Annotated in this window: 21 protein-coding genes and 1 tRNA gene; 3 read left to right on the top strand and 19 right to left on the bottom strand. The window is 64.5% G+C overall.

Going from position 1 to position 22,928, the window contains the following annotated elements; genetic code table 11:
- Window positions 1–3: 3 nt before the first annotated feature.
- The gene (pth, locus tag AC25Y4_RS00650) at window positions 4–588 is read right to left on the bottom strand and encodes an aminoacyl-tRNA hydrolase (RefSeq protein WP_488119497.1); all 585 of its coding nucleotides are present in this window, start codon (window positions 586–588) and stop codon (window positions 4–6) included.
- A gap of 38 nt (window positions 589–626) precedes the next feature.
- Complete coding sequence (locus AC25Y4_RS00645; RefSeq protein ID WP_488118442.1) at window positions 627–1,217, bottom strand: 50S ribosomal protein L25/general stress protein Ctc; 591 nt, start codon at window positions 1,215–1,217, stop codon at window positions 627–629.
- A gap of 276 nt (window positions 1,218–1,493) precedes the next feature.
- Between AC25Y4_RS00645 and AC25Y4_RS00640 the strand changes: the two genes are divergently transcribed.
- Complete coding sequence (locus tag AC25Y4_RS00640) at window positions 1,494–2,210, top strand: FadR/GntR family transcriptional regulator (RefSeq protein WP_488118441.1); 717 nt, start codon at window positions 1,494–1,496, stop codon at window positions 2,208–2,210.
- Here the strand turns inward: AC25Y4_RS00640 and AC25Y4_RS00635 are convergent.
- Both AC25Y4_RS00635 and AC25Y4_RS00630 read right to left on the bottom strand, forming a co-directional pair.
- Entirely contained in the window at window positions 2,207–3,610 is a 1,404-nt protein-coding gene (locus AC25Y4_RS00635; protein ID WP_488118440.1) for a GntP family permease, read from the bottom strand. The genes AC25Y4_RS00640 and AC25Y4_RS00635 overlap by 4 nt on opposite strands.
- Window positions 3,607–4,116, bottom strand: a complete 510-nt coding sequence (locus AC25Y4_RS00630) for a gluconokinase (RefSeq protein ID WP_488118439.1) — start codon at window positions 4,114–4,116, stop codon at window positions 3,607–3,609. The genes AC25Y4_RS00635 and AC25Y4_RS00630 overlap by 4 nt, the downstream gene beginning before the upstream one ends.
- A 203-nt stretch (window positions 4,117–4,319) precedes the next feature.
- Between AC25Y4_RS00630 and gndA the strand changes: the two genes are divergently transcribed.
- Window positions 4,320–5,777 (top strand): NADP-dependent phosphogluconate dehydrogenase, encoded by a 1,458-nt coding sequence (gene gndA / locus AC25Y4_RS00625; protein ID WP_488118438.1) that lies wholly within the window; start codon window positions 4,320–4,322, stop codon window positions 5,775–5,777.
- 59 nt (window positions 5,778–5,836) lie between these two features.
- Here gndA and AC25Y4_RS00620 read toward each other — a convergent pair whose 3' ends face one another.
- The 5 genes from AC25Y4_RS00620 to AC25Y4_RS00600 form a co-directional block, all read right to left on the bottom strand.
- Window positions 5,837–6,565, bottom strand: coding sequence for a M23 family metallopeptidase (locus tag AC25Y4_RS00620; RefSeq protein WP_488118437.1), 729 nt, complete (start codon window positions 6,563–6,565; stop codon window positions 5,837–5,839).
- Between the two features lie 25 nt (window positions 6,566–6,590).
- The gene (locus AC25Y4_RS00615; RefSeq protein WP_488118436.1) at window positions 6,591–7,838 is read right to left on the bottom strand and encodes an APC family permease; all 1,248 of its coding nucleotides are present in this window, start codon (window positions 7,836–7,838) and stop codon (window positions 6,591–6,593) included.
- A 619-nt stretch (window positions 7,839–8,457) separates the two neighbouring features.
- Complete coding sequence (locus AC25Y4_RS00610) at window positions 8,458–9,435, bottom strand: ribose-phosphate diphosphokinase (protein WP_488118435.1); 978 nt, start codon at window positions 9,433–9,435, stop codon at window positions 8,458–8,460.
- Window positions 9,436–10,860, bottom strand: coding sequence for a bifunctional UDP-N-acetylglucosamine diphosphorylase/glucosamine-1-phosphate N-acetyltransferase GlmU (gene glmU, locus AC25Y4_RS00605; protein ID WP_488118434.1), 1,425 nt, complete (start codon window positions 10,858–10,860; stop codon window positions 9,436–9,438).
- Window positions 10,861–10,888: 28 nt separating this feature from the next.
- Window positions 10,889–10,960: transfer RNA gene (locus AC25Y4_RS00600), tRNA-Gln, on the bottom strand.
- A gap of 107 nt (window positions 10,961–11,067) precedes the next feature.
- Between AC25Y4_RS00600 and AC25Y4_RS00595 the strand changes: the two genes are divergently transcribed.
- The gene (locus AC25Y4_RS00595) at window positions 11,068–11,559 is read left to right on the top strand and encodes a MarR family winged helix-turn-helix transcriptional regulator (RefSeq protein ID WP_488118433.1); all 492 of its coding nucleotides are present in this window, start codon (window positions 11,068–11,070) and stop codon (window positions 11,557–11,559) included.
- Window positions 11,560–11,582: 23 nt separating this feature from the next.
- On the opposite strand, the gene AC25Y4_RS00590 is transcribed toward AC25Y4_RS00595, so the two are convergent.
- The 10 genes from AC25Y4_RS00590 to rsmI all read right to left on the bottom strand — a co-directional run bounded on the left by AC25Y4_RS00590 (window position 11,583) and on the right by rsmI (window position 22,888).
- Complete coding sequence (locus AC25Y4_RS00590) at window positions 11,583–12,242, bottom strand: methionine ABC transporter permease (RefSeq protein ID WP_488118432.1); 660 nt, start codon at window positions 12,240–12,242, stop codon at window positions 11,583–11,585.
- On the bottom strand, window positions 12,242–13,285 hold the full coding sequence (locus tag AC25Y4_RS00585; RefSeq protein ID WP_488118431.1) for a methionine ABC transporter ATP-binding protein: 1,044 nt from the start codon (window positions 13,283–13,285) through the stop codon (window positions 12,242–12,244). The genes AC25Y4_RS00590 and AC25Y4_RS00585 overlap by 1 nt, the downstream gene beginning before the upstream one ends.
- Before the next feature lie 87 nt (window positions 13,286–13,372).
- Entirely contained in the window at window positions 13,373–14,245 is an 873-nt protein-coding gene (locus AC25Y4_RS00580; RefSeq protein WP_488118430.1) for a MetQ/NlpA family ABC transporter substrate-binding protein, read from the bottom strand.
- Window positions 14,246–14,624: 379 nt separating this feature from the next.
- Window positions 14,625–16,433: an ABC-F family ATP-binding cassette domain-containing protein gene (locus AC25Y4_RS00575; protein WP_488118429.1), complete on the bottom strand. Its 1,809-nt coding sequence runs from the start codon at window positions 16,431–16,433 to the stop codon at window positions 14,625–14,627.
- Between the two features lie 44 nt (window positions 16,434–16,477).
- Window positions 16,478–17,413, bottom strand: a complete 936-nt coding sequence (locus AC25Y4_RS00570; RefSeq protein WP_488118428.1) for a 4-(cytidine 5'-diphospho)-2-C-methyl-D-erythritol kinase — start codon at window positions 17,411–17,413, stop codon at window positions 16,478–16,480.
- Between the two features lie 86 nt (window positions 17,414–17,499).
- On the bottom strand, window positions 17,500–18,381 hold the full coding sequence (gene rsmA / locus AC25Y4_RS00565) for a 16S rRNA (adenine(1518)-N(6)/adenine(1519)-N(6))-dimethyltransferase RsmA (RefSeq protein WP_488118427.1): 882 nt from the start codon (window positions 18,379–18,381) through the stop codon (window positions 17,500–17,502).
- The gene (locus AC25Y4_RS00560) at window positions 18,378–19,289 is read right to left on the bottom strand and encodes a TatD family hydrolase (RefSeq protein ID WP_488118426.1); all 912 of its coding nucleotides are present in this window, start codon (window positions 19,287–19,289) and stop codon (window positions 18,378–18,380) included. The genes rsmA and AC25Y4_RS00560 overlap by 4 nt, the downstream gene beginning before the upstream one ends.
- Window positions 19,282–20,844, bottom strand: a complete 1,563-nt coding sequence (metG, locus tag AC25Y4_RS00555; protein WP_488118425.1) for a methionine--tRNA ligase — start codon at window positions 20,842–20,844, stop codon at window positions 19,282–19,284. The genes AC25Y4_RS00560 and metG overlap by 8 nt, the downstream gene beginning before the upstream one ends.
- Before the next feature lie 82 nt (window positions 20,845–20,926).
- A complete protein-coding gene (locus AC25Y4_RS00550) occupies window positions 20,927–21,916 on the bottom strand; it encodes an NADP-dependent oxidoreductase (RefSeq protein WP_488118424.1) in 990 nt (329 codons plus the stop codon).
- A gap of 96 nt (window positions 21,917–22,012) precedes the next feature.
- Window positions 22,013–22,888: a 16S rRNA (cytidine(1402)-2'-O)-methyltransferase gene (gene rsmI, locus AC25Y4_RS00545; protein ID WP_488118423.1), complete on the bottom strand. Its 876-nt coding sequence runs from the start codon at window positions 22,886–22,888 to the stop codon at window positions 22,013–22,015.
- Window positions 22,889–22,928: the final 40 nt, after the last annotated feature.

The following is a 22,928-nucleotide window of genomic DNA, read 5'->3' as shown; positions in this document are numbered from 1 at the left end:
GCCCTAGGCCGGGGAGTGGAACTTCTGCTGCGCAGAGGCGAGGCCTTCTGCGGCAATGAGCTCAACGGCATCCGCTGAATCTGCCAGCAGGTTGGGCAGGGTGGCCCGCTCCGTCGACGCGAAGTCGTGCAGCACGAAGTCCGCAGGGCTCTGCCGCCCAGGCGGACGCCCGATGCCGACGCGCACCCGGGTGAAGTCGCCGGTGCCCGTGGCGGCGATGATGTCGCGCAGGCCGTTATGACCGCCGTGACCGCCACCGAACTTGAGTTTGAGGGTGTCGAATGGCACGTCGAGCTCATCGTGAACGACGATGAGGCGCGACGGATCGATCGAGTAGAAGCGCAAGAGCGCAGCGACCGGCCCGCCGGACACATTCATGAACGTGTTGGGCTTGGCCAGGACCAGCTTGGGCCCACCGGGGAAACTGCGTCCCTCGGCGACCGTCGCGTTGGTCTTGTGCGACTTGAAGTTCGCCGACATGCGATCGGCGAGTTCGGCCAGAACCATCTGACCGACATTGTGTCTATTACCGGCGTAGCCGGGCCCGGGGTTACCGAGCCCGACTACGAGCCAGAGATTCTCGTCCAGGGGATTCCTCCGCTTACGACGAAACCAGTGGGGGATGACTACTCGGCAGCTGCTGCCGGAGCTTCCTCAGCGGCGTCTTCTTCGGTCTCGCCACGCGGGGTGTGTACGTAGAGCACCAGGGCGTCAGCGTCAGTGATGAGCGAAGCGCCGGCCGGGAGGGTGATGTCCTTGGCGTGGATCTGCGCGCCGTCTTCGAGTCCGTCAACGTTGACAACAACGTTCTCCGGGATGTTGACAGCTTCGACCTCGAGGAGCAGGGTCTTGGTGTCGAAGTCGACGTTGGTGCCCGCAGCTGCTTCGCCCTCAACGTGGATTGCAACTTCAACCTGAACCTTTTCGCCCTTGCGGACGACGATGAGGTCGATGTGCTCGATGATCTGGCGAACGGGGTCCTTCTGGACATCCTTCACCAGGGTCAGGTGGCTTTCGCCGTCGAGCTTGATCTCGATGATGGCGTTTGCCTTACGGAGAACCAGTGCGGTCTGGTGTGCCGGAACGGCAACGTGGACCGGGTTGGTGCCGTGGCCGTAGATGACGGCGGGGATCTTGCCTGCAACGCGAAGGCGGCGGGCGAAGCCCTTGCCGAAGTTTTCGCGCAGCTCTGCGTCGAGAGCGAAGTTGTCAGCCATGAGGTTTCTCCTTGCGGGTCTTTCGACCCAGATGATGTTCGCAGGCGGAGCCTCGCGAATCGGTGTACTGGTTCAACTCGAACGCATGTCAGCGTGAGGAAAGTCCGAAAGGGTCTTCTCGCCGCGTCGATAACGGAGCCGCATCCACTGTTTCCAGTGGTCGCGATTCCCTCGCCGAAGTTCAGTGTGTCAGTCTAGCGCAGGTTTCTGCTCATGCATTCCGGTTTCGCGGCATGGGACGAAGCGCTCCCCTCCGGCGCCCGATACAGTACGAACATGCCGTCAAGCCTCCACACCCGTGTGCTCGATGACATCGGTACCTCAATCGTCGACGGCACCTATCCCCCAGGGTCGATCATCCGCTCAGATGAGATCGGGCAGCGCCTCGGCGTCAGCCGGTCTGTGGCCAGGGAGGCGGTACGAGTACTGCAGTCGATCGGCCTCGTCGAGTCGGTCAAGCGGCTCGGCATCAGGGTGCTCCCGCAGTCGGCGTGGAACGCATACGACCCGACACTCATCAGCTGGCGTCTGGCCGGCGCAGGGCGTGCAGCCCAGCTGCGCTCGCTCACCGAGTTGCGCGCGGCCGTTGAGCCCATAGCTGCTGAGCTCGCCGCAACGCACAGCCCGCAGAGCCTGTCAGGTGAGCTCATGGCCGTTGCAGCCCAGATGCGCACCGTCGGCCGCTCAGGCGACCTCGAGCACTTTCTTCAGCTCGACATCCTGTTCCACAAGCTCGTATTGCACGGCTCCGGAAACGAGATGTTCGCCAAACTCGACGAACCCATCGCCGCGGTGCTCTCCAGCCGCACCGAACTCGGGCTGATGCCGACCCATCCCCACGAGACCGCGCTGCAGTGGCACGTGGATGTCGCCGACGCGATCCAGGGCGGGCACCCGACGGCCGCGCGGGAGTCGATGGAGCTCATCATGCGACGCACCGTGAGCGAGGTCGAGTCCACCTGGGCGGACACCGCGCGGCCGTTCTTCAGTTAGAAGAGCCCGGCGATCAGGAAGATCGCCAGCGCAATCACGAAACCGACGACGGCAACCAGGGCCTGGCCGACCGTCCACGTCTTCAGTGTGGTCTTGGTGTCCATCTCGAAGAAGCGGCTTACCAGCCAGAATCCAGAGTCGTTCACGTGACCGGCAAATACCGAACCGGCAGCGAGGGCGAGCACGATCGCAGCGAGCTGGATCGGGCTGTAGTCGCTGTTTCCCATCACGACGGGCTGCATGAGCGCCGCTGCGGTGGTGAGTGCGACGGTTGCCGAACCCTGGGCGACACGCACGACGGCTGCGATCACGAAGCCGGCGACGATGACGGGGAGGCCGATCGCATCGAGTGAGTCAGCAACAGCGTTGCCGATGCCGCTTGAGCGCAGGACGCCACCGAACATTCCACCTGCACCGGTGATGAGGATGACCGAACACACAGGGCCGAGCGCGCTGTCAACGACGGAGTCGATGAGGCTGGCCGACTTGCCCTTCCTCCAGCCGAGCAGGATCATCGCGAGCAGCACGGTGATCAGCAGGGCGACAGGGGTCTCACCGAGCGTGCGGAGCACCTGGACCCAGCCGTTGTCGAGCGAGACGAGTCCGGCGGTTGCGGCCATGTTCAGGCCGGTGTTCAGGAAGATCAGTCCGAGCGGCAACAGCAGCAGGATGAGGATGGTGCCGAGCTTCGGCCTGGACGCGAAGTCGGCGAAGTCGCCGGTGCTTCCGCGCAGGATCGACGGCACTGGAAGGTTGTACTTCTTGCCGACGTAGCGGCCGAACAGGTGTCCGACGAAGTACCAGGTGGGCAGTGCCACGATGAGGCCGAAGATCAGCACGAGTCCGACATCCGCTCCCAGCAGTCCTGTCGCGGCAACGGGACCGGGGTGCGGCGGCACGAAGATGTGCATCACAGAGAATGCGACAGCCGACGGGAATGCATACAAGAGGAACGATCCGCCGAGGCGACGTGCGACGGCGAAGATGATGGGCAGCATCACGACGAGCCCTGCGTCGAAGAAGATCGGGAAACCGAACATCAGCGAGGCGACGGCGAGGGCGAGCGGAGCACGCTTCTCACCGAACTTGTTGATCAGTGCATCGGTGAGCACCTGTGCGCCACCGCTGGTCTCCAGCATCCGGCCGAGCATCGCGCCGAGACCGACGAGAAGCGCCACGCTTCCGAGTGTGCTGCCAAAGCCGCCGAGCAGTGTGGGCATGAGGCTCGTCGTGGGGATTCCGGTCGCCACTGCCGTGAGCAGGCTCACGATGATGAGTGACAGGAACGCGTGCACCTTGAACTTCATGATCAGCACGAGCAGTAGCCCGATGGCCGCTACGGCGATTCCGAGAAGGGCGGGTGTTGAGAGCACCCAGTTCATCTCTAGGTCGGTCATCATTGTCCTATCTGAGTGGTGATCAGCCCGACGATTTCGGCGGGACTGCGTGTGAGATCAACCCGGGCGCCGGCCTCAGCTGGGGTCAGCGGCTCGAGCGTCGCGAATTGCGAATCGAGCAATGTGGGGGGCATGTACTCGTGGTTGCGGTGAGAGAGTCGCTCGGCAATCAGGGCCTGGCTGCCTTCGAGCTGTACGAAGTAGAGGCTGGGCACGATGTCGCGCATCAGGTCGCGGTAACTCACCTTGAGGGCTGAGCATGCGACGACCAGCGGGTCGCCGTTCTCCAGCGCCTCTGCGATGGTCTGGGCGATCAGGGTGAGCCACGGCAGCCTGTCGGCGTCGGTGAGCGGATGCCCGGACGCCATCTTTTCCTTGGCTTCTGCGCTGTGCAGTGAATCGCCATCGAGGAAACGCATTCCGCGGGAATCCGCGAGTGCCTGCCCGACGGTGGATTTTCCACAGCCTTGGACGCCCATCACAATGATGGGCTGAATTACATCAGTCATTGACGCTCCGCCACTCTTATCAGACGCTTCTTTACATCAGATCATTGGGCGGTGTTGCACTCAATAAATCAGATTTCAATGAGTAAAGCTATCAGTTACGTCTGCCGTGTCAAAATGAGCGGAACCCGGTGTCGAGTGCGGGATTCGTCTTCTACCGATAGCCTTGAAAACGGTCTGGAATCCATCGACCCAAGGGAGTGAATGTGTCAGATAGCAGCGCAGCTCAGGCAAATATCGGCGTGGTCGGATTGGCGGTGATGGGCTCGAATCTGGCCCGCAACCTCGCCAGCCGCGAAGGCAACACCGTCGCCGTATACAACCGCTCCCCCGGGCGCACCCACCAGCTCGTGAGCGAGCACCCTGAGGCCGGCTTCGTCGCCTCAGAGACCATCGAGGACTTTGTCGCATCGCTGGCCAAGCCGCGCACCGCGATCATCATGGTGCAGGCCGGCAAGGGAACGGATGCCGTTATCGACCAGCTCACCGAGCTCTTTGAACCCGGCGACATCATTGTCGATGGCGGCAATGCCGACTTCCACGACACCATCCGTCGCGAGAAGGCCGTCAGCGCAACCGGCGTCAACTTCGTCGGCGCCGGCATCTCTGGTGGTGAAGAGGGCGCGCTCAAGGGTCCGAGCATCATGCCGGGTGGCTCAGCAGAGGCATACGTCACGCTCGGCCCGATCCTCGAATCGATCGCGGCGGTCGTTGACGGCGTTCCGTGCGTCACTCACGTCGGCACCGATGGTGCAGGTCACTTCGTCAAGATGATCCACAACGGCATCGAGTACGCCGACATGCAGCTCATCGCCGAGGCGTACGACCTGCTGCGCCAGGTCGGCGGCCACTCCCCCACTGCCATCGCTGACATCTTCTCCGAGTGGAACCAGGGCGAGCTCGAAAGCTACCTCATCGAGATCACCGCTGAAGTGCTGCGCCAGGTCGACGCGAAGACCGGCAAGCCGTTCGTCGACATCGTGCTCGACGAGGCCGGCTCAAAGGGCACCGGCGTCTGGACAGTGCAGAACGCGCTCGATCTCGGCGTTCCCGTCGGCGGCATCGCCGAAGCCGTCTTCGCCCGCGCCGTCTCCAGCCACCCCGAGCAGCGTGGACCGGTTCGCGCCGGCATCACCGCGCGTCCAGAGATCGCTGTCGTCGGCCACACCTTCCAGGAGGACGTGCGCGCTGCGCTCTACGCCTCAAAGATCGTCGCATACGCCCAGGGCTTCGACGCGATCATCGCTGGGGCCGAGAAGTACAACTGGAACATCGACAAGGGTGCGATCGCCACGATCTGGCGCGGCGGCTGCATCATCCGCGCCCAGTTCCTGAACCGCATCAAGGACGCATACGCGAACGACGCGTCCATCACCACGCTGCTGGTCGACCCGTACTTCGCCCAGGCCGTCACCGACGGTGAAGCAGCCTGGCGTCGGATCGTCTCGACGGCCGCACTCTCCGGCATCCCAGCCCCCGGCTTCTCCTCTGCGCTCAGCTACTACGACTCGCTCGCCAGCGAGCACCTGCCGGCCGCACTCGTTCAGGGACAGCGCGACTTCTTCGGAGCGCACACCTACAAGCGCGTCGACATGCCTGGCACGTTCCACACACTGTGGTCTGGCGACCGCAGCGAGATCGAGACAGAGGGATCGAGCCACTAAGCGCGAGCACTCACCCCTGCATCACACGAAACCCCGCCTGTACTGGCGGGGTTTCGTCGTTAAGGCGCCGGCTGGTCTGACGCTAGAGATTCGACGACCGAGCCATCATCTGGCATCCCCCTGTCCCTCTTCAGCGGTGCACTGCCCAGCGCGGCACCACCGTCACCTCTGGAACCTGCCCGCCGTGGCCATTCGCGGAAATCCCGGAAGACCATCGGGACTCCCTGCGCCACAGTCATGTCGAGGCTGTCCATCACCTGCAGATGAACGTGCGGTTGGGTTGAGTTGCCGGAGTTGCCACAGTCGGCGATGCGGTCTCCGATGCCGACCTGGTCTCCGACGGCCACCCGCACCGAGCGGTTGCGCAGGTGAACGAGCACGACGAAGAGCCCTGTGCTCCCATCGGCGATGATCACGTGGTTGCCGGCGATGGCAGCGACGCCCTGCCGCATCCGCGATGCCTGCCCCAGCGCATAGGACGCGAGCGCCAGCTGCGACCGCCGCGCGACGTGGTCTGGCTCACCGTCATGCACCGCAACGACGGTGCCGCCTGTCGGTGCCAGGATGGGCCGGCCGAACGACACGAACCGCTCAGGAGGTTCGGTGCCGAAGAAGGTGCGCCAGTCTCTAGCGGATGCCGCCCTGCCTGCGTTGTCCACCCCGACGAAGTCGATGGCATAACGCTGGCCGAGCAGGTCGACGCCATGACTCGGCACCCGACGCGCCGGGCTGTTTTGTACCGCCCACCGTCCCTTGAACGGCAGCGACAGGGTAACGGTCTCGCTCACGCTTGCTCCTCCCGATGGCGCCAGACTATCCGGACGCCGCGCGGCGAAGCCGGAGTGCCCGCACCACGATGCCCACCGAAAGCCAGAGGGCCGCGCCCAGGATTCCTTGCCATGGCAGGGTGAACGCGAGCAGGAGGCATCCGCCCAGTCCGACAATCTGAACGACCCGCGGCAGCCAGCGCTCATTCGGCGGTTGCCGAAACGCTGCCAGCTGCGCGATTGCGTAATACACGAGCACTGCACAGGAGGAGAAGCCGATGAGTCGGGTGGGGTCAAGCACGAGGATGCCGAGGACGACGAGTGCGGCCACGGTGACTTCCGCGGCCATCGGAGCGCCGCGCTCCGCCGAAACTCGATTGAGCCGGCCGGGAAGGTCGTGCTCCCTGGCCATTGCCAGCGACGTACGGCTGAGGCCCGCGAGAATACCGAGCAGCGATCCTACGCTGGCGATCACCGCGATGACCCGCGTGAGAGTACTCCATTCGCCACCGACGAGATCGGCGAGAGGTGCCGCGGAATCAGCAAGTGCGCGTGGGCCGAGCACGCCAACGCACAGCACCCCGATCGCGCCATAGACGACGAGTGCGATGGCCAGGGCCAGGATGATGGCCCTGGGCAGCGTGTGGCGAGGCCGAACTGCTTCTTCACCGAGCGTCGCCATCCGCGCGTACCCGGCGAAGCAGAAAAACAGCAGACCGGCCGATTGCAGGATGCCATACCAACCACCGGCAGCCCCTGTTTCCACAACCGAGTGCGATGATTCGAGCGAACCATCACCGACCGTCACCGCAATGACAAGCAGCAGCCCGCCGATGACGATGAGCACGATCACGGAACTCACGAGCGCCGTCGAGCGGATGCCGGCAGCATTGATCGCGGCGAGGCCGACCACGATCACGACGGCGACGGGCGTGGCGGCACCAGGCCAGAGGTAGCTGCCTGCAACGAGGGCAATCGCACCAGCCGACGCTGTTTTGCCCGCCAGGAACAGCCAGCCGGCCGAGAAGCCCCACCACGGGCCGAGCGTGGCCCGACCGTACGCGTACGCGCCGCCTGAGACCGGATGAGCCATGGCCAGCTGAGCAGAACTCACGGCGTTGAGGGTCGCGATGATGCCGGCGATGAGGAGCCCGAGCAGAAGTCCTGTGCCCGCTACGGCGGCAGCGGGGGCCCAGACGTAGAAGACGCCGGCACCGATCATCGCAGCCAGGCCAACGCTGGTCGCGCTCCACACGCCGAGGCGTCGATGCAGGGCTGGCTCTGACGCGGTCATGGCGAAACACTATCGCTGCCGTGTAAACAGCAGGCGCGCTCGCGAGGCGCCCGGCGCCACAGTGAATGGCGCCGTATCGAATACAGGATTGCGACTTTGTCGTCGAATACAGGACAGATTCGCCACTCTCGAGGCGAGCATCCGGTTTTCGCGACACGACCCGACGCGAGCTGGTCTAGAGCGGTTGGCCGCGGCGCCGCTTTGTGGTGAACGCACATGCTCGATTTGTTGATCGCACCTCGTACCTCGTACCTCGCACCTCGTACCTCGGCCGGCGGATGTCGCGAAAACCGGAAACGTTGCCGCAGAGAGCGCGATCCGTCCTGTATTCGGTGACAGTGGCTCGATTCATCCTGTACTCGCTACTGGTTGAGCGCTGCGCGACCTCATGGTGACTGGATATCGCGTCGCGCTGGCGTTCTCGGCCGGCGAGGCCGGCGGCGGGACCCTCGTGCTCGTACGCATCGTGCGCTCGGAAGTGAGACTTTTGCCCAATGGCCGGCCTGGCGGATTCCCGGCACAAACGAAAGAACCCGCTGGTCGAGCGCAGAGACGGGGGTCTCGGCGGCCGAACCAGCGGGCTCGTTACACACGGACGACTACGCGTCCAGGAGAGCTATTACGCGGCGCCGTCGAACATGGAGGTGACCGATGCGTCCTCGAAGACCGCGTGGATGGCCTTGGCCAGCAGCGGCGCGATCGGCAACACGGTCAGTGTCGGGAAGCGCTTCTCTTCTGGGATGGGCAACGTGTCGGTGACGACAACAGAGTCGATGGCATCGCACTGCAGCAATTCGATGGCCGGGTCGCTGAACACGGCGTGTGTCGCAGCGACGACGACACCGATAGCGCCGGCGGCCTTCAGGGCCTCTGCGGCCTTGACGATGGTGCGTCCGGTGTCGATGAGGTCATCGACGAGCAGGCAGACGCGGCCCTCGACCTGGCCAACGATCTCGTGCACGGAGACCTGGTTCGGTACCAGCGGGTCGCGACGCTTGTGGATGATGGCCAGCGGCGCCCCGAGCTTGTCGCTCCAGATGTCGGCTACGCGAACGCGGCCCATGTCGGGCGACACGACGGTGATCGTCGACGGGTCGAGCTTCTGCTGCATGTGCTCGAGCAGCACAGGCATGGCGAAGAGGTGGTCGACGGGGCCGTCGAAGAAGCCCTGGATCTGCGCGGCGTGCAGGTCGACCGACATGATGCGGTCAGCGCCGGCGACCTTGAACAGGTCGGCGACGAGACGGGCAGAAATCGGCTCGCGACCGCGACCCTTCTTGTCCTGGCGTGCATACGGGTAGAAGGGGGCGACAACGGTGATCCGCTTGGCGGATGCACGCTTCAGCGCGTCGACCATGATGAGCTGCTCCATGAGCCACTCGTTGATCGGTGCGGTGTGTGACTGGATGACGAATGCGTCGCTTCCGCGAACGCTCTCGTCAAAACGGGCGTAAATCTCGCCGTTGGCGAATGTACGTGCATCGGTGGGAACGAGCTCGGATCCCAGCTCAGCGGCAATGTCTTCTGCCAGTTGGGGGTGCGCTCGTCCTGAAACCAGTACGAGTCGTTTCTCACCCTTGGCCTTGATGCCAGACAATTAGTCTCCGCTCTCTGACGCAGCGTTCGCCGCGTCTGTTCCGGGGCGGTTGGCCTGTACCCAGCCGTCCATGTTGCGCTGTGGAGCGACGTTGATAGCCAACGCCCCGGCAGGGACGCTCTTACGAACGACAGTGCCAGCTCCTGAATACGCTCCGTCACCAATTGTAATCGGCGCGACGAAGACGTTGTGCGATCCGGTGCGCACGTACGAGCCAACGGTGGAGTGATGCTTGTTCACTCCGTCGTAGTTGGCAAAAATCGTACCGGCACCGATGTTTGAGTGCACCCCGATGACGGCATCGCCGACATAGCTGAGGTGGGGAACCTTGCTGCCTTCACCGATCGTGGCGTTCTTCGTCTCAACGAACGCGCCGATCTTGCCGTCAGCACCGAGGTGCGTTCCCGGCCTGAGGAAGGAGAACGGTCCGACGGTGGCGCCGGCATCGACGACGGCGAGTGTGCCGTCTGTGCGGCGCACCGTTGCGTTCTCGCCGATCTCGCAGTCGAGCAGCGTGGTGTCTGGCCCGATGGTCGAACCGGTGCCGATAACCGTCGCACCGCGAAGCTGCGTGCCTGGCAGCACGGTGACGTCGGGGGCCAGCGTGACCTTCAGGTCGATCCAGGTGGTCGCGGGGTCTTGCACCGTCACGCCGGCGAGCTGCCAGCCGCGCACGATGAGCGCGTTCAGCTTGAGAGCCGCCTCGCTCAGCTGGGCACGGTCGTTGATTCCGGCGACGATCCAGGGTTCTGCCACCGGAACGGCGCTCACCTCAGAGCCGGCTGCACGCAGCAGCTCAATGACATCCGTCAGGTATTTCTCGCCCTGGGCGTTGTCGGTGGTGAGGTTGGCCAGCTGGTCGCGCAGCGCGGAGGCACCGAACAGGTACACGCCGGCGTTCACTTCATTGACCGCGAGTTCGTCTGGCGTCGCATCCTTCTGCTCGACGATGCGGTCGAAGTCTCCGCCTGCAGAGCGGATGATGCGGCCATAGCCGGTTGCATCGTCCGGTACCGCAGAGAGCACGGTGGCCGCAGCATTGTGAGCGCGGTGCGCGGCGATGAAGCCGGAGAGGGTGGCGGCATCCAGCAGGGGAACGTCACCGTTGATGACGAGCACATCGCCCTCGAAGTCGGTGGGCAGCGCGTCGACGGCCTGCTCGACGGCGCGGCCTGTGCCTGCGATGTCGTCCTGGTCGACGATGATGCTCTCTGGCAGCTCGGTTTCGACGACGGCGGCGAGCTTGTCTCGCTCATGCCGCACGACCGTCACGATGTGCGCGGCGCCGAGCTCATGTGCGGTCGCCAGCACGTGGCTGATGACCGGCATTCCCGCCAGTGGATGCAGAAGCTTGGGCAAGCTCGATTTCATCCGTGTGCCCTGCCCTGCGGCAAGGATGATGATGGCGAGTGTACTGTCGGTCACGTATTCTCCCTGGTGTCATTTCTCACAGCTCCGCCGCCAGGACTCGAACCTAGACCTAACAGCTCCAAAGGCTGTCGTGCTGCCATTACACCACGGCGGATTGCGTCGACTCTTGGCCGAGCGCCGCAGTCAAGTCTGCCAGATGCGAGCACCTACCCACGCGCGTTTTGCATACTCGGGGCGAGATACACAGGAGATAATAGACGGATGCCCGCCCATGATGAAGTCGACCGTATCGTTGACTCCTGGCTGCGCGAACGCCCCGACCTTGATTTTGCGCCGCTGCAGGTACTTTCTCGGGTCGGCCGCCTGTCGAAGCACCTCGACCGCGCACGGCGAAGTGCGTTTTCTCGCTCAGAGCTGGATTCCTGGGAATTCGACGTACTTTCGGCCCTGCGCCGGGCAGGTACCCCCTATGAACTGAGCCCGAAGGCGCTGCTGCAGCAGACCCTCGTCTCGAGCGGCACCATGACGAACCGCATCGATCGGCTCGTCGAGCGAGGCCTTGTCACCCGCCGCACCGACCCCAACGATGGTCGCGGTGTGCTCGTCGGGATGACAGAGAGCGGGCTCACCAGAGTGGATGCCGCCATCACGCGGCTCCTTGACGCCGAGGAAGAGCTCCTGTCGACGCTGTCGTCGTCCGACCAGGAACGCCTGGCCGGACTGCTGCGGAAACTCTCGCTCGACTTCGACTAGTTCACGTCGGCCGGCATCCGCTGCTAGCGCCGCATGGCCTTGCGTGCCAGCCAGTTGCCGAGGAACTGCACGACCTGCACCAGCACAATGATCACCAGGAGAGCCGCCCAGGTTGCGATGGGGTTGAACTGCCTGAACCCGTACGTCAGCGCGAACTTTCCGAGCCCGCCCGCACCGACGGCGCCGACGATGGCCGCCATGTCGACGAGGGCGACGAACACGAACGTGTAGCCGAGGATCAGCGGCCCGAGCGCCTCTGGCAGCAGCACGGTGAAGATGATCCGCAGCGGGCTTGCGCCCACAGCCCTGGCCGCCTCAATCACGCCGGGTGAGACGGTGACCAGGTTCTGCTCAACCACACGGCCGATGGCGAAGCACGCCGCGAGCGAGATGGCGAAGATGGCTGCAGGGTTTCCGATTCCCGTGCCGACGACGATGCGCGACAGCGGCTGGATCGCCACGATGAAGATGATGAACGGGATCGGCCGGAAGAAGTTGACCAGCACGTTCAGGGTGAGGAACACCCCACGGTTCTCCAGGATGTTGCCCGCCCGCGACAGGTAGAGGCCCAGCCCGATCAGCAGCCCACCGAGGCCACCGAACAACAGGGAGAGCGCGACGATGTAGAGAGTTTCGACGCTGGCGGTCCAGAACTCCGGCATGAGGTTCAGCAGGTCATCCATCAGCGCACCTCCGTCACAGTCGTGAGTCGTCGTACCCGGTCGAGCGCGGTGTCGACGGTGGCGTCATCCGCTGTCAGGGCCAGGGTGAGATGGCCGAACGGCCTGCCCTGGATCTCGTTGATGCCGCCGTAGATCACCTCGAATGCGATGCCAGCAACCGCGAAGACACCGAACACCTCCGACTGGCTGACAACGCTGTCGCGGAACGACAGCGTCACGATGCGGCCGCTGTGACGCTCGCGCAGCACGGCCAGTTCCTGGGCCGTCGGCAGCCCACGGATCACCGTTGACACAAAGCGAGCGGATGCCGGCTGCTGGGGATTCGAGAACACTTCGAACACGTCGCCGTTCTCGATCACCTTGCCCTTGTCCATGACGGCCACCTTCGTGGCGATGGTCTGGATGACGTCCATCTCGTGCGTGATGACGATGATCGTCACGCCGAATTCCTCGTTGACGCGCTTCAGGAGCGCGAGCACCTCATGGGTCGTCTCAGGGTCGAGGGCGCTGGTGGCCTCATCGGCGAGCAGGATGTCTGGCTGGGTGGCCAGCGCCCGTGCGATGCCGACCCGCTGCTTCTGGCCGCCGGAGAGCTGGTCAGGATAGGCGCGCGCCTTGTCGCTGAGACCCACGAACTCGAGCAGCTCTGCGACACGGGCGACACGCTCGGCCTTGGGCATCCGCGCGACTTCGAGCGGATACGACACGTTGCCGGCGACGGTGCGCGAGTTCAGCAGGTTGAACTGCTGGAAGATCATGCCGATGCCGAGGCGCACGCGGCGTAGCTCACGTTCAGGCAGGCCGGCGATGTCTTGCCCGTTGACGAAGATCTGGCCGCCGGAAGAACGCTCCAGCGCATTGATGAGACGAACCAGGGTGCTTTTACCCGCCCCTGAGTAGCCGATGATGCCGTACACATCGCCGGCCGCAATGTCGAGGCTGACGCCGTCGATGGCGACGACAGGGCTGCCGCCCTTGCTCGTCGGCGGGTAGACCTTGCTGACGTCTCTCAAACTGACAACGGGGTGGGTAGTGCCTGTCATGCGGGGGTTTCCTGACTCAAACGGCGAAGCGGTGGTCGCGATGTTCCCTGAACACCGCGACCACCGACTCACTACAACTGGGTGCTGCTACTTCTGCGCCTTGGTGTCTGCCTGCACCTTGGCCAGCGAGGCCTCAAGGTCGGAGACGGGGGTCTTCAACAGAACAGCGGAGCCACCGGATACCTCGAGGACGCCATCCTGCACGGCCTTCGAGTTCTGGTAGATCTCGACGAGCTTCTTGTACGTCTCGTTGTCCTTGTCCTCTGCGCGTGCCGCGAAGATGTTGACGTAGGGCAGCGCGTTCGCATCGCTGGGGTCGTCCTGCGCGATGGCGTCTTCGAAGCTGAGTCCAGCCTTCTCGACGAAGTCGTTGTTGATGACGGCTGCGGCAACGTCGGGCAGCGACGTCGCGGTGAGGGCTGCCTCGAGGGCGGTGACCTTGACCTTTGACTTGTCGGCGTCGATGTCAGACAGGTCGGAGAAGATCGTTCCGCCCGACTTCAGCGTGATCAGCTTGGCCGACTGCAGGACGAGGAGTGCGCGAGCCTGGTTGCTGACGTCATCGGGAACGGCGATGGTGTCGCCTTCCTTGATGTCGGCGACGCTGTCGTACTGCGTGGAGTACAGGCCGAGCGGGTAGATCGCGGTTGACCCGATCGGAACCAGGTCGTCGCCACTCGACACGTTGTAGTCGGCGAGGTAGACGATGTGCTGGAACTGGTTGAGGTCGAGCTCCCCAGCGGAAACGGCCGGGTTCGGCAGCTGGTAGTCGGTGAAGTCAACGATCTCGACGTTGATTCCCTCGTCGGCTGCTGCCGTCTTGTAGTCGGCCCAGTACGGGTCACTGGCGCCGACGACGCCGATCTTGACGACCTCGTCTCCACCGGCGCTTGCGGCGCAACCGGACAGGGCGGCAATGAGCGGTACGACTGCGAGGGCAGCCAAAATCTTCTTGTTCACGTGTGTTTCCCTTTCGCTGTGTGCGCCTGGGCCGCACCGGAATCGGTGAGTGGGCAAGACGGCACAGAAAAACCACGAAGACATGCAGTGGGGGTCTGTGCCGCTGCGTTGCGAGGCACGTTTTCTACGTTAGCGGGAGATTCTTCGGCACGTTGACCGTTACGTCACATGAAGTCACAGCTTCTGCGAGCAGATATCGCCAGATCGCAGCATCACCGCAAAAAGGCGGTTTTCGACCTTCGCAGGTCGGCGGCAATTCTGCGGTGATGCAGAATTGCACCGGTTTCGAGACGGCCTGGCGGACTCCTCAACCAACGGACACGCCGGTGGTTGAGGAGCGGAGCGCCCGAGGCACGAGGACGCGTCTCGAAACCCGCGCTTAGCCGTTGATCAGTTCGGAGAGTTCAAGCCAGCGCGTCTCCAGCGCCACAACAGCGCTTTCGATGTCCTGCAGCTGCGTGGTCAGTGCGCCGAGGCCGGCGTAGTCCGACTGGTCGTGAGTGGCGATCTTCTCGTGCAGGGCCGCGATCTCGGCCTGGCGCTTCTGCACCTTGCGCTCCGTCGAGGCGAGCTCCTTCTGCGCGTTGCGGAGATCCGCTCCCCCGACTGCAAGCTTCTTCGATGCGGGGGCAGAACCTGATGCCTCTGTCGGTGAACCGGTGGCACCCAGGGTGCCGCCCTTGCTCAATGTGAGGTACTGGTCGACGCCGCCCGGCAGGTGGCGGAAGGCGCCATCCGCTACGGCGTACTGGTTGTCGGTCACGCGCTCGATGAGGTACCGGTCGTGCGAGACGACGAGCAGCGTGCCGGGGAAGGAGTCGAGCAGGTCTTCCATGGCGGCGAGCATGTCGGTGTCGAGGTCGTTAGTCGGTTCGTCGAGGATCAGCACGTTCGGCTCGTCGAGCACGATGAGCAACAGCTGCAGGCGACGCTTCTGTCCACCGGAGAGGTCTTTGACCTGGGTGGAGAGCTGCGCGCTCATGAAGCCCATGCGTTCCAGCATCTGGCCGGGCGTGATTTCCTTGCCGCCGGCGACATACGAGCTCTTCTGCCGGGCAATGACGTCGCTGACGCGGTCGTTCTGGATACCGGCGAGCTCCTGGAGCTGCTGGGTGAGCACGGCGACCTTGATGGTCTGGCCGCGCTTGACCGTACCCTTGGTCGGCTTCACCGTGCCGGCGACGAGGCCGAGCAGCGTGCTCTTGCCTGCGCCGTTGATGCCGAGGATTCCGGTGCGCTCACCGGGCGCAATGCGCCAGGTGATGTCGTTCAGCACGGTCTTCTCGCCGGTCTTGGTCGGGTAGGTGACGGTGACGTCGATGAGGTCGACGACGTCCTTGCCCAGGCGCTGCATGGCCATCGACTGCATCGTGACCGTGTCGCGGGGCGGCGGCTCGTTCTCGATGAGCTCGTTGGCCGCATCGATGCGGAACTTGGGCTTGGCCGTGCGGGCAGGAGCTCCGCGGCGGAGCCAGGCCAGCTCCTTCTTCATGAGGTTCTGGCGCTTGGCCTCTGAGACGGCGCTCATGCGGTCACGCTCAACGCGCTGCAGGATGTACGCCGCGTAGCCACCTTCGAAGGGCTCGATCAGGCGGTCGTGCACCTCCCAGGTCTGGTTGCAGACCTCATCGAGGAACCACCTGTCGTGGGTGACGACCAGCAGCCCGCCGGAGTTCTGGGCCCAGCGGGTCTTCAGGTGACCGGCAAGCCAGGAGATGCCTTCAACGTCGAGGTGGTTGGTGGGCTCATCGAGGAAGACGATGTCGTGGTCGCCGACGAGAACCGCGGCCAGGGCGACGCGGCGGCGCTGGCCACCAGACAGGTCGTCGACGAGCGCATCCCAGGGGATGTCGCGGACGAGTCCCCCGATGACGTCGCGCACTTTGGAGTCGCCTGCCCAGACGTGCTCATCGATGCCGCCGACGATCGCGTGACCGACGGTGACACCCTGGACGAGGTCGTCTGACTGGTCAAGGACGCCCATCGTGACGCCGCGGCGGCGGGTGACGCGGCCGGAGTCCGGCTCCATGCGGCCGGCGAGCAGCTTCAGCAGGGTTGACTTGCCGTCGCCATTGCGGCCGACGATGCCAATGCGGTCGCCCTCATCGATGCCGGCGGTGACGCTGTCAAAGATAACGCGGGTGGGAAATTCGAGGTGCAGGGACTCAGCCCCGAGCAAATGTGCCATTGTACCTTCGAGCCTACCGGCACCAGCTGGGAGGTCGGTCGCGCTCAGTCGTGGATGAGGCGGGCGCCGTGAACGGGGCCAACCGCGCGCACCACGTTCAGACGGGCGGCGGAGAGTGCGACCTGCAGGTCATACGAGCTGTCGGAGTCCGGTACCAGGAAGGCAATCGTCGGTCCTGAGCCCGAAACGATACCGGCAAGGGCACCATGCTCCTCGCCGAGTTCGAGCACGGCGCCAAGGCCAGGCGCCATGTGCAGCGCAGGCGCCTGCAGGTCGTTGTGCATCGACTCCGCCAACATCACGGGGTCTCCTGCGCGGAGCGCCTGCAAGACATTCGGATCGACCGTCGGCTGCACTGATGCTGGGAAGATATCCTGGGCGTGACGCTCACGATGCCGATCGAGTTCCGTGTAGACGCCGGGCGTCGACAGGCCGAAATCCGCCAGTGCGAACACCCAGTGGAATTGACCCTGGGCAAGGGCAGGGCTGAGTTCATCGCCGCGCCCGGTTCCGACAGCGGTTCCGCCGGTCATGGCAAACGGGATGTCAGCGCCGAGTGTCGCGGCGATCGCGAGCAGCTCGTCCTTGGTGGCTTCCGTTCCCCAGAGCGCGTCGCAGGCGAGCAGGGTGGCAGCGGCATCCGCTGACCCGCCGCCCATGCCGCCGGCAATGGGGACGTTCTTGTCGATCTCGAGCCTGACTCCCCCGCGAAACCCGGCTTTCCTGGCCAGAGCTCGTGCCGCCTTGATCGCCAGGTTACTGCCGTCGGTCTGGAGGCCTGAGGTGTCGATCGAACCCGAGAACGACACGGAGAAGTCGTCTGCCGGGTATGCACGCACGTCTTCACAGAGAGAAACGGCCTGGTAGGCGGTTGCGACTTCGTGGTAGCCGTCTTCGAGCACGGCGCCCACCTTGAGGAAGACATTGATCTTTCCTGGAGCCCTCGCGTGCACCACCTGTGAGGAAGCCGAGACAGTCATATTTCTAACCTAGCCCAGCGCATGATGGCTGCGTGACGCGGCTGAGTGTGACGAGCTGAGTGAGGCGAGGCAGGCGACGCACGCCGCTACTCCCCGTGCCACGCCCGTGCGATAGCGAGGAAGTCGTGAACGGTGAGCTGCTCACCGCGCGCGGTGGGGTCAACACCGGCTTTCTGCATGATGTCTGTGGCTGTCGCAGAATCGCCGAGCACGACGGACAACGCCTGGCGCAGCATCTTGCGACGCTGCTGGAACGCAGCGTCAACGAGCGCGAAGGTTGCCAGTCTGAGGTCTGCGGATTCGAGCTGGTCGGCTCGACGCTCGAACCCGACGAGGATCGAGTCGACGTTCGGCACCGGCCAGAACACCTGGCGGCTCACCTTGCCCACCGTCTTGAAGTCCCCGTACCAGGCGGCCTTCACGCTCGGGCTGCCGTAGACCTTGGATCCGGGAGGGGCAGCGAGACGCTCGCCGACCTCTGCCTGCACCATGACGACACCGGCACGAATCAGCGGGAAGTGCTCCAGCAGGTGCAGCAGCACCGGAACAGACACGTTGTACGGCAGGTTCGCCACTAGCCGGTTCGGGTCACCAGGCAGGTCCATGATGCGCAAGGCGTCTTCACGGATGACGGTGAGCGGCGCCCCAGGCTGCATCAGCTCAACGGTCAGCGGCAGCTGCTCTGCGAGGCGGTTGTCGATCTCGACGGCGACGACGCGTGCGCCGGTCTCCAGCAGGCCGAGGGTCAGCGACCCGAGCCCAGGACCGACCTCAACGACGGTATCCCCCGCACCGACCGACGCCGACTTCACGATGCGTCGCACGGTGTTCGGGTCGATCACGAAGTTCTGGCCGAGCTTCTTGGTCGGGTTGACGCCCAGCATTTCGGCCAGGTCGCGGATCTCGGCCGGGCCGAGGAGCGCACCGGTTGGCTTTGCGGCAGCGGAGTCCGGAGTGGGCTCACTCATGCGAGACCACCTTCGGGACCCGACGCGTGCTGAACGGGTGAGGGCAGCACCGTGACCGGCTCAGCATCCCACCGCCCGTACACGAGTTCTGTGTTTGACGAGATCTGGGCGGCGAGCACAGTGACATCCGTTTCGAGGTGTTCAGCCATGGCGCGAAGCGTGTTCGGCAGCAGGTATGGCGCATTGGGGCGGCCGCGGAACGGCGTTGGGGTGAGGTAGGGGGCGTCGGTCTCGACGAGGATCAGGTTGCGCGGCATCACGGACAGCGCCTCGCGCAGCTCCGACGCGTTCTTGAAGGTGACGGTGCCGGAGAACGAGAGGTACCAGCCGTTCCTGGCGCAGATCCTGGCCATCTCTGCATCGCCTGAGAAGCAGTGGAACACCGTGCGCTCTGGTGCTCCGACGCGAAGCAGGGTGGAGATCACGGCGGCGTGGGCATCGCGGTCGTGGATCTGGAGCGCCAGGTTGTGTGCCTTGGCGATCTCAATGTGCGCTTCGAAGGAACGCTGCTGCGCGGCACGGCCCTCTTCCGGCGTGCGGAAGTAGTCGAGTCCGGTTTCACCGATCGCCACGACGCGGGGCAGGGCTGCCAGCAACGCGATCTCGGCGAGTGCGTCGTCGAGCGTTCCAGCCAGCTCCAGCTCAGGTGCATCGTTGGGGTGGATGGCGACGGCCGCGAGCATGCGCGGCTCGAGCGCCGCCTGTTCGGCTGCCCAGCGCGAACTCTCCACGTCTGTGCCGACCTGGACGATGCCACGGACACCGACGCTCGACGCACGGTCGAGCTGTTCAGCCACGGACAGGGTTCCCTCGCCGGCTGCGTAGTTCACATGGGTGTGGTTGTCATAGACACCAACGACCAGCGGAATCGGCAGCGGCGGGTAGCTCTGGTCCCTGGTGTCAGTCAAACGTCGCCTCGATGCGCGGGAACAGTGCCTCGAGAGGAGCGACGGTGTCGCCTCCCGTCCACTGCCAGGCCTGGTCGATGCGCTGGTCTGCAACAGCCCCGGTACCGCCAAGGGCGGTCCACAGCTTGGTGGTTGCCTCAGGCACGACAGGCGACAGCAGCACGGCGAGGGTACCGAGGCCGCGGAGCGCCGTGTACAGCACGGTCTCGAGGCGCTCACGGTCGGCTGGATCCTTGGCGAGTCCCCACGGCTCCTGGCTGGTGATGTAGCCGTTCAGTTCGTCGACGAGCTCCCACACGGTGGCGATGGCCTCGTGGATGGCGAGCCGGGAGATGGCCTCCCCAGCGGCATCCGTCACGCGCTTTTCGGTGGCGATAATCGCCAGGTCGTCAGCGGTGAACGCGCCAGGCGTCGGGATGGCCCCGTCGCAGTAGCGCACGACCATGGCAATGACGCGGGACGCCAGGTTGCCGAAACCGTTGGCGAGCTCTGCCTGGTACCTGGCCGACAGGTCTTCCCACGAGAACGAGCCGTCCTGACCGAACGTGATGGCGCTCATGAAGTAGTAGCGGAACGCGTCTGCACCGAACGTGTCGGTGATCTGCTGCGGCGCGATGCCGGTGAGCTTCGACTTCGACATCTTCTCGCCGCCGACGAGCAGCCAGCCGTGACCGAAGACCTGCTTGGGCACCTCGATGCCGGCGGCCATCAGCATGGCTGGCCAGATGACGGCGTGGAAACGCAGGATGTCTTTTCCGACGACGTGCGTTGCCGGCCAGAGCGAGGCGAACTTCTCGTCGTCCTGGCCGTAGCCGGCCGCGGTGATGTAGTTGAGGAGCGCGTCGAACCAGACGTAGACGACGTGGCTTTCGTCCCACGGGACCTTGATTCCCCAGTCGAAGCTGGAGCGGGAGATCGACAGGTCGGCGAGGCCGCGCTTGACGAACGACAACACCTCATTGCGCGCCGACTCTGGCTGCACGAAGTCGGGGTTCGTCTCGTAAAGCTCAAGCAGGCGGTCGGCGAACGCGCTCATCCGGAAGAAGTAGTTCTTCTCGTGCAGCAGTTCGACAGGCTTGGAGTGGATGGCACAGACCTGCTGGCCGAGGTACTCGCCCGTGCCGTCGACCAGGTCGCTCGGCTGCTTGTATTCCTCGCACCCGACGCAGTAGTAGCCCTCGTACTCGCCCGTGTAGATGTGGCCCTCGTCGTGCAGGTGCTGGAGGAACTTCTGGGTGTTGACCTCGTGGCGCTCTTCCGTGGTGCGGATGAAGTCGTCGTTGGCGATGTTCACGGTCTCGAGCAGCGGCTTCCATGCCGTCTCAACCAGGCGGTCGGCCCAGGCCTGCGGCGTGGTGCCGTTGGCGGTAGCCGTGCGCAGGATCTTCTGTCCGTGCTCGTCCGTACCGGTGAGCAGCCACGTCTTCTCGCCGGACTGGCGGTGCCAGCGCGCCAGGACGTCGGCTGCGACCTCCGTGTACGCGTGCCCAATGTGCGGGACGTCGTTGACATAGAAAATCGGGGTGGTGATGTAGAAAGAGGAGCCGTCGGACATGCTCATATCTTATTGGGAGCCGAGGCCCTTCTTCTGCGTGTTACTCCCCGTCGTGCGTGCCTGCCTGCGCATCATGACCGCCTCAACGATGTTTCTCGTCGCGCTCACGCGGTGTGAAGTGCCCGATGACCGGGGGAAGCGCTTCTTCCTGGTGCGGAACGGGAGCCCGATTCGGGCTGTCCCTTGTCGCCTCAACTTCGCGGATGTCGACGCCGTGCACCTTCTGGTGCGCATAGCCGACAGGAAGCATGCTGAGCAGGATCTTGCCGTGCGCATGGCCCGTTTCCAACTCCAGGTAGGCGTCCTGGACCAGTGCCAGGGGGTAGATCGCAGCAATGGGCAGCTTGAGCTGGCGGTTGGCGATGGCCGCCGCCACCCGACTGAGAGCCATCATGTCGGTGGAATTGACGATGCCGAGGGTTTCGTTCACATCGTGGGCCAGCTCCATGTCGATCCCCTGCGGCGCGACGGCGGCCAGGCGCTCCTCGAAACCGGGTCCGTGCTCGACGGGGATGACGCCCCACTGGCGCAGGTAGTCAAAGTTCTCTGGGAGCGCGGTGCCGATCACCGTTGCGCCCGTGGCCCGCGCGAGCTGAGCGGCCAGGGCGCCGACGCCGCCGGCGGCCGCGTGCACGAGCACGGTCGTGCCCGGCCGAGGCCGCGCGTCTTCAATCGCCTTCGTGGCTGTGGCCGCTGAGACAAAGAGGCTGCCGGCAACCTCCCACGACAGGCGCTCCGGCTTGACGATTATATTCGCGGCTGGCACGACGACAAATGTTGCCTGTGCACCCCGCACGACGTGGCCGATGACGGCGTCGTTGATCGCCCAGTCCACCACCCCGACGCCGACATCCGTGATGAAACCAGCGAAGTCGCTGCCCACAGCCTCTGGGAAGTGAGCGGGCAATCGCTCTGCGAAATGGCCCTCGCGGATGCTCGAATCGATGGGATTGAGCCCGGCGGCCATCACTTGGACGACCACTTCACCGGGGCCGGGAGAGGGCTTCGTCGCGTCGACAACGTCGAGAACGTCGGGTCCGCCGTACCGCGAATACTGAACCATATGTGCCATGTCGCCGCCCCACACTCCCGAATGCGTGAGATTTACTCACATTGCCAGTGTATGCCAGCGGCGGAAGTAGGCCAGTGAGAGGCAGCAGACCAGTCGCTACGAGCTGAGCGGTGGAACGACCTTCTTGGGCTTCAGCGCTTCTTTGCTCTTCAGCGCTTCCTTGTTCTTGAGTGCTTCCTCGTAGAGGTCGCGCTTGCTCAAGCCCGTTGCGGCAGAGACATCGGATGCCGCATCCTTCAGTCGAGCGCCGCCCTCGACGAGCGAGAGCACCTCTGCAACTCCGGTGGCGATGTCCATGATTCGCGGCTCTGCGCCGGCGACAACGACGCAGATCTCCCCGCGCACGCCCGCTGCAGCCCACTCGGCGAGCTCTGCTGCCGTTCCGCGCTTGACCTCTTCATAGAACTTCGTCAGTTCACGGCACACGACGACGCGACGGGACTCTCCGAGGACCGTCGCCATATCGGCCAGCGATGCAGCCAGCCGGTTTGGCGACTCGAAGAAGACCATGGTGCGGGCCTCGTTGGCCAGTCCGCGCAGCGTGCCGCGACGGTCACCTGGCTTGCGCGGCAGGAATCCCTCGAACGTGAAGCGGTCGGTCGGGAGCCCAGAGACGGCGAGCGCGGTGAGCACGGCGGATGGGCCAGGCAGTGCGGTGACGACGACGCCGGCAGCGGCCGCGGCATCCACGAGGTGAAAGCCGGGGTCTGACACGGTTGGCATGCCAGCGTCACTCAAGACCAGGACATCCGTTTCGCGAGCAAGCTCAACGAGCTCAGCCGCTTTGTCGCGCTCGTTGTGGTCGTGCAGGCTGATGAGCTTCGGCCGGTTCTCGATGCCGAGCGCCTTCAGCAGGTGCACGGTCACCCTGGTGTCCTCCGCGGCAATGACGGTCGCCATGCCCAATGCCTCTACCAGGCGCGTCGTGACGTCACCGAGGTTTCCGATGGGAGTGGCAGCCAGAATGATCATGTGTCCAGTCTCCCAGCCTCAGGGCCAGTCTGCTCTCACT

Source organism: Leifsonia sp. Y878, assembly GCF_057669685.1.
The sequence above is the reverse complement of the archived record's forward strand: the minus strand, read 5'-3'. Positions and strand labels throughout refer to the sequence as shown.